The sequence below is a fragment of the Microbacterium sp. K41 genome (assembly GCF_004794395.1).
Classification (GTDB): domain Bacteria; phylum Actinomycetota; class Actinomycetes; order Actinomycetales; family Microbacteriaceae; genus Microbacterium; species Microbacterium sufflavum.
The window spans coordinates 1-8,836 of sequence record NZ_SSDO01000341.1; the positions used below are offsets into that span (position 1 = coordinate 1).

General features: G+C 72.6%; 13 protein-coding genes. 10 read left to right on the top strand and 3 right to left on the bottom strand.

Annotated elements, in window-relative coordinates; genetic code table 11:
- From DW309_RS10245 to DW309_RS10260, 4 genes are all read left to right on the top strand, one after another.
- Positions 1-248 (top strand): PfkB family carbohydrate kinase (locus tag DW309_RS10245; protein WP_240745393.1); only part of this gene is annotated, 248 nt, incomplete at its 5' end.
- Positions 249-264: 16 nt separating this feature from the next.
- The gene (gene rbsD, locus DW309_RS10250; RefSeq protein WP_136045312.1) at positions 265-669 is read left to right on the top strand and encodes a D-ribose pyranase; all 405 of its coding nucleotides are present in this window, start codon (positions 265-267) and stop codon (positions 667-669) included.
- Positions 669-1,481: a GntR family transcriptional regulator gene (locus DW309_RS10255; RefSeq protein ID WP_136029450.1), complete on the top strand. Its 813-nt coding sequence runs from the start codon at positions 669-671 to the stop codon at positions 1,479-1,481. Before rbsD ends, DW309_RS10255 begins: the two co-directional genes overlap by 1 nt.
- Before the next feature lie 25 nt (positions 1,482-1,506).
- Entirely contained in the window at positions 1,507-2,565 is a 1,059-nt protein-coding gene (locus tag DW309_RS10260) for a PLP-dependent cysteine synthase family protein (protein ID WP_136045313.1), read from the top strand.
- Between the two features lie 16 nt (positions 2,566-2,581).
- On the opposite strand, the gene DW309_RS10265 is transcribed toward DW309_RS10260, so the two are convergent.
- Both DW309_RS10265 and DW309_RS10270 read right to left on the bottom strand, forming a co-directional pair.
- A complete protein-coding gene (locus DW309_RS10265; RefSeq protein WP_136045314.1) occupies positions 2,582-3,451 on the bottom strand; it encodes an FHA domain-containing protein in 870 nt (289 codons plus the stop codon).
- 12 nt (positions 3,452-3,463) lie between these two features.
- The gene (locus DW309_RS10270; protein WP_136045315.1) at positions 3,464-3,730 is read right to left on the bottom strand and encodes a hypothetical protein; all 267 of its coding nucleotides are present in this window, start codon (positions 3,728-3,730) and stop codon (positions 3,464-3,466) included.
- Positions 3,731-3,941: 211 nt separating this feature from the next.
- Here DW309_RS10270 and DW309_RS10275 point away from each other — a divergent pair, with 211 nt between their 5' ends.
- The 5 genes from DW309_RS10275 (at position 3,942) to DW309_RS10295 (ending at position 7,343) form a co-directional block, all read left to right on the top strand.
- Positions 3,942-4,772, top strand: coding sequence for a DUF4397 domain-containing protein (locus DW309_RS10275; protein ID WP_136045316.1), 831 nt, complete (start codon positions 3,942-3,944; stop codon positions 4,770-4,772).
- Positions 4,769-5,431, top strand: a complete 663-nt coding sequence (locus tag DW309_RS10280) for a class F sortase (RefSeq protein WP_240753180.1) — start codon at positions 4,769-4,771, stop codon at positions 5,429-5,431. Before DW309_RS10275 ends, DW309_RS10280 begins: the two co-directional genes overlap by 4 nt.
- 39 nt (positions 5,432-5,470) lie before the next feature.
- Positions 5,471-6,034 carry an RNA polymerase sigma factor gene (locus tag DW309_RS10285; protein WP_136036703.1) on the top strand — a complete coding sequence of 188 codons (564 nt, stop codon included), beginning with the start codon at positions 5,471-5,473 and terminating at the stop codon, positions 6,032-6,034.
- The gene (locus DW309_RS10290; protein WP_136045317.1) at positions 6,021-6,758 is read left to right on the top strand and encodes an anti-sigma factor; all 738 of its coding nucleotides are present in this window, start codon (positions 6,021-6,023) and stop codon (positions 6,756-6,758) included. Before DW309_RS10285 ends, DW309_RS10290 begins: the two co-directional genes overlap by 14 nt.
- A gap of 66 nt (positions 6,759-6,824) precedes the next feature.
- The gene (locus DW309_RS10295) at positions 6,825-7,343 is read left to right on the top strand and encodes a glycine cleavage system transcriptional repressor (protein WP_136036054.1); all 519 of its coding nucleotides are present in this window, start codon (positions 6,825-6,827) and stop codon (positions 7,341-7,343) included.
- A gap of 21 nt (positions 7,344-7,364) precedes the next feature.
- On the opposite strand, the gene DW309_RS10300 is transcribed toward DW309_RS10295, so the two are convergent.
- Positions 7,365-8,075 carry a FadR/GntR family transcriptional regulator gene (locus DW309_RS10300; RefSeq protein ID WP_136029435.1) on the bottom strand — a complete coding sequence of 237 codons (711 nt, stop codon included), beginning with the start codon at positions 8,073-8,075 and terminating at the stop codon, positions 7,365-7,367.
- Between the two features lie 164 nt (positions 8,076-8,239).
- On the opposite strand from DW309_RS10300, the gene DW309_RS10305 reads away from it, so the two are divergent.
- On the top strand, positions 8,240-8,836 hold a 597-nt coding region (locus tag DW309_RS10305), incomplete at its 3' end, for an aminotransferase class V-fold PLP-dependent enzyme (RefSeq protein WP_136045318.1).

An 8,836-nucleotide genomic window follows, 5' to 3' on the forward strand; every position in this document is an offset into this window, starting at 1 on the left:
CGGAGGGCGCGACGGTCGTCCCGCCGTTCCCCGTCGAGGCCGTCGACACCACCGCCGCGGGCGACGCCTACGCGGGCTACCTCGGTGCCGCCCTCGCGAGCGGCAGCACCCTCACCGACGCCGTGCGCCTGGCGACCGCCGCCGGCGCCCTCGCCGTCACGAAGCAGGGCGCGTCGCCGAGCCTTCCGCACCGCGCCGAGGTCGACGCGTTCCTCACCGAGCGCGAGACCGCCCCCGTCGCGAACTGACCAGCCAGGAGCACCGATGCGCAAGACGTCCACCACGATCAACCCCGCCCTGTCCCGGGTGATCAGCGAGACCGGCCACACCGACACGATCGTCGTGACCGACGCCGGCCTTCCCATCCCCCCGGGGTCGGAGCGCATCGACCTGGCCTACCGCCCGGGCGCCCCCGCCTTCCTCGACGTGCTCGACACCGTGCTCGCCGAGCTCGTGGTGGAGGGCGTCACGGTATCCGCGGAGGTCGCGGAGAAGAGCCCGGAGGTGCTGGATGCTCTGCGCGAGCGCTTCGCCGGGATGGGCTTCGAGATCGAGCTGGTGCCGCACGTCGAGTTCAAGCAGCGCACCCGCACGGCACGGGCGTTCGTGCGCTCCGGCGAGTTCACCCCGTATGCGAACGTGATCCTGCACGCGGGGGTGGCGTACTGATGACCACCGTCGAGGACGCGATCGACCGCCACTCCGCCGCCCCCATGTACGACCAGCTGCGGCAGCTGATCATCGACGGCATCGCCCGCGACGGCCTGCAGCCCGGCGACCCGCTGCCCGGCGAGCACCGCCTGTGCGAGCGCTACGGCATCTCGCGCACGGTCGTGCGCCAAGCGCTCGCGCAGCTCGAGCACGAGGGGCTGGTCGAGCGGGTGAAGGGCAAGGGCACGTTCGTCTCCCGCCCGCGCACGAGCGAGAGCCTGGTGCACACCCTCGTCGGCCTGTACGACGACGTGGAGCGTCGCGGCGGGCACGTGCACAGCGACGTGCTGCGGCACGAGCAGACCGTGGCCGACGAGGAGGTCGCGCTGGCGCTGGAAGTGCCGGTCGGGTCGCCCGTGGTGGCGCTCGAGCGGCTGCGGCACGTCGACGGGGAGCCCTGGTCGCTGTCGACCACGTGGATGCCCGAGGCCGTCGGCGGGGTCACGCTCGGCGCCGACCTGACCGAGGGGTCGCTGTACCGGCTGCTGGCGATGCACGGCATCGTGGCGACGCACGGCGTGCGCTCCGCGGAGGCGACCGTCGCCACGCACGAGCAGGCGCAGCACCTGGGCGTCAGCGCCGGCTCGGCCCTGCTCCGGCTGCGCAGCGTCAGCCGCAGCGAGGACGGCACGCCCATCGAGTACTTCATCGCCTACCACCGCGGCGACCGTTCGCGCTTCGAGTTCCAGTTGCAGCAGGAGCAGTCGCAGGCGTCGCTGCTGCACGTCGACGGCGACGGCGGGGCCTCGCCCGCGGGTACCGTCGGCTGAGGGCAGCCCCACTACGCTCGAAGACATGAGCGACTGGACCAGCACCGCGATCGCCCTGCTGGAAGCCGACGCGAATCGCAGCGCCGACACGCACCTGCACCTGTTCCCGCTGCCGGCCGAGTGGGGCATCGACCTGTACCTGAAGGACGAGTCGGTGCACCCGACGGGCTCGCTCAAGCACCGGCTGGCGCGGTCGCTGCTGCTGTACGGGCTGGTGAACGGGCGCATCCGCGAGGACACGACGCTGGTGGAGTCGTCGAGCGGGTCGACCGCCGTGTCCGAGGCGTACTTCGCGCGGATGCTCGGTCTGCCGTTCATCACCGTGGTACCCCGGTCGACCGTGCAGGAGAAGATCGACCTGATCGAGTTCTACGGCGGGACCTGTCACTTCGTGGACCGCGCAGAGGACATGTCGCCGGAGGCCCAGCGCCTGGCGTCGGTGTGCGGCGGCCACTACCTCGACCAGTTCACGTTCGCGGAGCGCGCGACGGACTGGCGCGGCAACAACAACATCGCGGAGAGCGTGTTCAGCCAGCTCGCCCAGGAGCGGCATCCGATCCCGCGGTGGATCGTCATGGGTGCGGGCACCGGCGGCACGAGCGCGACCTTCGGCCGCTACGTGCGCTACCGCCGGCACGACACCCGGATCGCGGTGGTCGACCCCGAGGGCTCCGCCTTCTACGACGGCTGGGCCGGGACCGTCGACCCGCCCGCCGGGCGCCCGAGCCGCATCGAGGGCATCGGCCGCCCCCGCGTGGAGGCATCCTTCGTCCCGACCGTGATCGACGAGATGATCCAGGTGCCCGACGCGGGCTCGATCGCCGCGATCCGCCTGCTGCGCGAGCGCACACTGCACTGGGCGGGCGGCTCCACCGGCACCAACCTCTCCGGTGCGTTCCAGCTCATCGCTCGCATGCGAGCCGCGGGTGAGTCCGGCAGCGTCGTGACCCTCATCTGCGACAGCGGCGTGCGCTACGCCAACACCTACTACTCCGACGAGTGGGTCGCGCAGCAGGGGTGGGACCTCGCCCCGCACCGCGCCCGCCTCGAGCACTTCCTGGCGACCGGGGTCTGGGCGGACTGACGCTCGCGGTGCCGGGTCAGCCGAGCTCGCCGGAGCCGTAGGGTCGCACCGGCTGCTGCTTCTGGAACTCGTATTCCCCGCCCTGGCGCCCGCCGAACGGACGACCGTGGTCGGCGAACTCCTCCCGGTAGTAGGCGAGGCGCCAGGTGCCCAGCTCGATCCGCGAGCCCGTGCGGAGGATGCGCGCGCCGTCCGAGCTGTGCGGCAGGTTCGGCCACCCGCCGCCGGTGGGGGCGTGCGGGTACAGCACGTACTCGTCGTCCTCGTTGTGCCGGATCTCGGCGTGCACCGCTTCGAGTCCGTCGAGCCGCAGATCGGCGTCGGGACTCGAGCCGATCACGGTCCGGTCGGGCAGCAGGTCGAACTCGCGCGGACGACTGCGGTCCCAGTCGCCCGAGCCGACCGAGAAGATCAGGCGCGGGCGTCCCGAGCCGGGCAGGTAGTGCGTCGTGGTCACGCGACGGCGGACGTGGCGCACCACGGTGGGCACGAGCGGGAACAGCGTGCCGGGCGGGATGGAGAGCAGCGAGCCGCCGCCGCGGTCGCGGTCGCGGCGCTGCAGTTCCGTCAGCAACGTGGTGAGGTGGCCGAGCCGGATGTGCGGTGATCCCGCGACCGCGCGACCCACGGGTCCCGACCGCACGTCGCCGAGCTCCACCAGGGTGCCGCGCGGTCCCTCCACCCGCACCCGGATGCCGCGGCGCGCGAGGCCGTCCGCGACGGGGGCGAGCTGCGCGAGGTCGCGGCGACCCATGCCGCCGAGGGTGGACGTGTCCGCGATCGTGATGACGACCTCGCGTCCCGCCGCGTGCACGGTGAACCGCGTGGGGGTGTCGTCGTCCGGGCCGCGGTGCTCGACCTCCAGGTCGATGTCGAGGCGGATCATGGTCGTATCCGCTCAGGCGGCGTGCGGTCCGTCGGTGGCGCGGTCGCTCGTGGTCACCCGCAGGGTGCCGGTGAACTTCCAGGTGGCGCGGGGCGCGTCGGGGCCGATGTCGCGCGGCACCTCGACGGTCATGTCCTCGAAGGTGTAGTTCACCGCCGCTCCTCGGCCGGTCAGGTACGCCCACATCTCCCGGCCGAGATCGGTCCAGTCGGTGATGGAGGCGCCGGTCGGGCCGGTGGAAGACGAGAACAGTTCGGCGGGGTGGTTCGTGTCGCTCATGGCGTGCTCCTTTGCCGGGTCCGGGTGTGTGGATGCGATTATGCGCGCGGTCCCGATCGAAGTCCATCAGTTTCTGGGCACCGTCTAAAAAAGCACCACCGGGACCGGAGAGTGCCGACAAGATCGGGTTCGGGTGCATCCGCCGACCGCCCTGGCCCGGAATAAGGGGGCAATGGGTGGCGACCGCCGCCCCTGTTCAAGGAGGAGCATCGTGCGAAGAATCACCACAGCCGGCCTCGTCGTCGGACTACTGGCCGCAGCAGCCCTGGCCACGCCCGCGACCGCCGCGACCACCGGCAGCGCCCAGCTCTCGGTGCTGCACGCCATCCCGAACACCCCGGTCGACGTGTACGTCAACGGCGAGCGCACCATCGACGACTTCCAGCCCGGCTCACTGGCCGGTCCGCTGGAACTCCCCGCCGGCAGCTACGAGGTCGCGCTGACCGCGCCGGACGCGGCCGACGCGAGTGCGCCCGTGCTCGGCCCGGCGACGCTGACCCTCACGGCCGGTGCCAACTACACCGCCGTCGCGCACCTCACCGAGGCGGGCGACCCCGGGCTGAACCTCTTCACGAACGACACGTCCCCCACCGCACCCGGCCAGGGGCGGCTCACGGTCCGTCACGTCGCGGCCGCGCCCGCCGTCGACATCCTCGCCGGCGGCTCACCGGTGGTCGAGGACCTGACCAACCCGAACGAGGCGACGCTGAACCTGCCCGCCGGGAACGTCTCGGCCGCCGTCGCCCTCGCCGGCACCACCGACCCCGTGCTCGGCCCGCAGGACGTGGCGGTGCAGGACGGCGTGCTCACGATCCTGTACGCGTGGGGCAGCGCCGAGGAGGGCACCCTCGCCATCGCCGCACAGACGGTCTCGGGACTGCACACCAACCCCGGCGGCGTGCCCTCCGGCACCGCGGGCTACGCGGCGCAGCGGGACGCCGACACCGCCATCGTCCTGGCGACGGCACTGATCGGCCTGGCGATGATCGCGGCTGCGGGTGCGACCGTCGCCGTGCGCCGTCAGCGGATCGCGCGCCGATGAGACCGGGGGCGCTGCGCCGCCGCATCCGGCGAGGACTCCTCGCCGGATGCGGTGCCGCGTGCGCGGCGCTCCTGATCGCCTGCACCCCCGTGGGGGCGGGCGAGGTGATGACGTCGGATCCCCCCGCCGACCCCCCACGCTCGCCGTCGCCCGCCCCCACCTCGACGCTGCGCCCGGAGACGCACTCCGCCGAGCTGCCCGCACCGCAGCCCACGACCCCTCCGACCCGGCTGCGCATCCCCGACCTCGGCGTCGACATGACCGTGGTCGACGTGGGAGTGGAGCCGACAGGGCAGATGCAGCTCCCGGAGGACCCGGCGGTGGCGGGGTGGTACCGGTACGGCGCCGATGCCGCCAGCACGGCCGGACTCGTCGTGCTGGCCGCGCACGTGGACGCCGTCGGATACCCCATCGGCCCGCTCTCCCGGTTGCGTGAGCTCGGCGCCGGAGCGACCGTCGAGGTGACCGACGCGAACGGCGTGCCCCGGACCTACGCGGTGGAGTCGCTGGCCTTCTACGAGAAGGCGGCTCTCCCCACCGGGGAGCTGTTCGCCAGGGAGGGCCCGCCCGGCCTGGTCCTCATCACGTGCGGAGGACCCTTCGACAGCACGACCGGTCACTACCGCGATAATGTCGTCGCCATCGCACGGCCCGCCTGAGCACCCGCACCCGACGCCCCGAACGGAAGGGAGGCGCGCATGACCTCCGCGGACGACCCCGACGACGAGACGCAGCTCAACGAGCGCTTCGTCCGGGGCGACGAGGATGCCCTCGCCGAACTGTATCGGCGGTGGTCGCCGGTGGTGTTCACGCTCGCGTTGCGCTCCCTCGGTGATCGCGCCGACGCCGCCGACGTGACGCAGCGCACGTTCGTGTCGGCCTGGACGTCGAGAACGGGGTACGACCCGTCGAAGGCGCGCCTGAGCACGTGGCTGGTGACCATCGCCCGGCGCCGCATCGCCGACATGCACGAGTCGCGGGCCCGCATCCAGCGGCTGCAGGAGGAGATGATGCGCGTCACCTCTCCCGACGACCTCGTCAGCGCACCGGTCGACCTGTCGCAGTCCATCCTGATCGCGAACGAGATGCGGCAGCTGCGACCCGAGGCGCGCGAGGTCATGCGGCTGGCGTTCTTCGACGACCTGACGCACGAGGAGATCGCCCGGCGGCTGGACATGCCTCTGGGTACCGTGAAGAGCCACATCCGCCGGAGTCTCTCCCGAATGCGCGACCGATTGGAGGTCAACCGTGTCGCACCTTGACCCCGAGCAGCTCGCCCTGCTCGCGCTCGGCGAGCCGGTCGCCTCCGAGCGCGAGCGCGCGCACCTCGACCAGTGCCGGGCGTGCGCCGCCGAGATCGCCGACCTCGCTCACGCGGCGGGTGTCGCGCGGTCGACCGTCGCCGACGCGGAGCTGGAGTCGCCGCCCGCCGACGTGTGGGCGCGCATGCACGACGAGCTGGGCCTGCCGGAGCGGCTCCGGGCCGACCCTCTCCGCCCGGCGGAACCGACAGCGGGCGAGCCGCCCTCCGCCCCACGCCCGCAGCGCAGAACCGCCGCCCGCTGGTGGGTGCTCGCCGCCGTCACGGTCCTCGTCGTCACCGTGGGCGTGAGCACGTGGACGGCGATCTCGACCGCGCTCCGGCCGGTCACGGTCGCCACGGCGACGCTCGACCCGTTCCCCGACCACCCCGATGCGATCGGCACGGCAGAGGTGGACGAGGACCGCGACGGCGCGCGCACCCTCACGGTGTCGCTCGACGGCGAGGTCGGCTCGGAGGACTACCGGGAGGTCTGGCTCATCCGCAACGACGGGAAGGCGCTCATCAGCCTCGGCGTGCTCGACGCCGCGACCGGCGCATTCGCCATCCCCGCGAACGTCGACCTCGACGAGTACGACCTCGTCGATATCTCGTTCGAACCGGTCGACGGCGACCCGGCCCACTCGGGGAACTCCATCGTGCGCGGCACGCTCGACTTCAGCTGAGCGGAGCGCACGACGCCCGCGTCAAGGGGCATGTCCCGAACGCCGAACGCCCCCTACGCTGAGGCCATGACCACACTCATCCTCACTGTCGCGGGTGCCGACCGGCCGGGACTCGTCGCGGCGGTCGCCGACGTCGTCGACGCCCACGGCGGCAACTGGGAGAACAGCTCGCTGGCCGAGCTCGCGGGAACGTTCGCGGGCGTGATCGAGGTGTCGGTGCCGACCGACCGCGCGGGCGACCTGGAGACCGCGCTCCGGGCGATCCAGGGTCAGGGGCTCTTGACGCTGTCGGTGCTCACCGGGACCCGCGGCGTGGCGGAGGAGGACGAGGAGCGGCTGCTGGTGATGCAGGTGCTCGGCAACGACCATCCCGGGATCGTGCGGGAGGTGTCGGCCGTGCTGAACGCGCACGCGCTGAGCATCGAGGAGCTCGCGACCGAGACCCGCGATGCGGCGATGGCGGGCGGACGGCTGTTCGAGGCGTCGGTGATCGCGAAGGTGCCGCCGACGGTCGACCTCGACGCACTGCGGGCCGACCTGGAGCGACTCGCGACCGAGATCCAGGTCGACATCACCCTCGGCTGAGCGGACCCCGCCGGCGCGCACTCAGGCGGACGGCGTCTCCGCGGTCGGGACGTCGTCGAGCCCGGAGTACCGCCGCACCCAGTACTCGGTGTACGCGACGTGCGCGGATGCCGCGGCCGACGCGGCGACGGGATCGGCGGCGGCGAGGCCCCGCAGGATCGCGCGGTGCCCGGCGTCGGAGTGCACCTTGAGCTCCGCGGCGTCGTCGGGCTCCGAGATGCGGTACGCCCGGGAGCGGGAGCGCAGCACGTCGATCAGGCTGGTGAGGGCCTCGTTGCCCGCGACCGCGGAGATGCGCATGTGGAACTCGTGGTCGAGGCGTGACTGCGCCTCGAAGTCGGTCGTGGCCTCGATCTCGTCCAGCACCGCGGCGAGCGCCGCCACGGTGTCCGCGTCGATGCGGGCGGCCGCGAGTGCGGCGGCGTGGGGTTCGAGCACCCGGCGCAGCTCCGTCAGCTCCAGCACTCCCGCCATGGGCAGCAGCCCGACGGTGAGGGACAGACTGCCGATGAGGTCGGCCGCGCGCAGCTCGCTGACGTAGCTGCCCGAGCCGTGGCGCGTCTCCAGCACGCCCAGCGCCGCGAGCGTGCGGATGGCCTCGCGCAGCGATCCGCGGGAGACGCCGAGCCGTTCGCACAGCTCCCCCTCGCTGGGCAGGCGGTCGCCGGGGCGCAGCGCACCGTCGGCGATCAGCGCCCGCAGGCCGTGCAACGCCGTGTCGAGTGCGCTCATCGTCATCCTCCCTGACACCCCCGCCCCTCGTGCAGTCTGTCGGAACCGCTCCACGCGACAAACTCGTATGACAACTATGTTTCATCTTCGCGGATTCGTAGCCAAAATCGGGGCCTTGTGGCAAAGTTGTGCAACAACTCGCCCCCACTCATCGATGAGGTCCGATGCCCGCTCCGCTGTTCCCCGCTCCGCTCACGCTGAACTCCGGCCTGCGAGCGCGCGACGCCTGGCCTCTCGACCCCGCGGTCGTGCACCTCAACCACGGGTCGTTCGGCGCGGTGCCGTCGGTCGTGGTCGCGCACCAGGACGCCCTGCGTCGCCGCGCCGACCTCAGCCCGGTCGAGTGGTTCCCCCGCATCGCCGAGCGCGTGCAGGACGCCAGGGAGCGCACCGCCCCGTTCGTCGGCGCCCGGGCGGACGACAGCGTCTTCGTGCCCAACGCCTCCGCCGCGGCGACCGTCGTGTACAACGCGCTGCGACTCGAGCACGGCGACGAGATCCTGGTGACGGATCAGGGCTACGGCGCGATCACCATGGGGGCGGAACGCCTCGCCCGCCGCTTCGGGGCGACCGTCCGCACCGTCGCCCTCCCGCTGCTCGCGCCCGACGACGAGATCGTGCAGCTGTTCGCCGACGCCCTCACCCCGCGCACCCGGCTGATCGTCGTCGACCAGATCACCTCGCCCACCGCCCGCCTGCTGCCCACGCGCCGCATCGCCGACCTCGCGGCCGAGCGCGGCGTGCGCACCCTCGTCGACGGC

Coding starts and splice junctions, on each gene's coding strand:
- DW309_RS10270 (WP_136045315.1), bottom strand. CDS start 3,730: ATGAGCGACACGAACCACCCCGCCGAACTGTTCTCGTCTTCCACCGGC.
- DW309_RS10285 (WP_136036703.1), top strand. CDS start 5,471: ATGACCTCCGCGGACGACCCCGACGACGAGACGCAGCTCAACGAGCGC.
- DW309_RS10280 (WP_240753180.1), top strand. CDS start 4,769: ATGAGACCGGGGGCGCTGCGCCGCCGCATCCGGCGAGGACTCCTCGCC.
- DW309_RS10300 (WP_136029435.1), bottom strand. CDS start 8,075: ATGAGCGCACTCGACACGGCGTTGCACGGCCTGCGGGCGCTGATCGCC.
- DW309_RS10260 (WP_136045313.1), top strand. CDS start 1,507: ATGAGCGACTGGACCAGCACCGCGATCGCCCTGCTGGAAGCCGACGCG.
- rbsD (WP_136045312.1), top strand. CDS start 265: ATGCGCAAGACGTCCACCACGATCAACCCCGCCCTGTCCCGGGTGATC.
- DW309_RS10295 (WP_136036054.1), top strand. CDS start 6,825: ATGACCACACTCATCCTCACTGTCGCGGGTGCCGACCGGCCGGGACTC.
- DW309_RS10255 (WP_136029450.1), top strand. CDS start 669: ATGACCACCGTCGAGGACGCGATCGACCGCCACTCCGCCGCCCCCATG.
- DW309_RS10265 (WP_136045314.1), bottom strand. CDS start 3,451: ATGATCCGCCTCGACATCGACCTGGAGGTCGAGCACCGCGGCCCGGAC.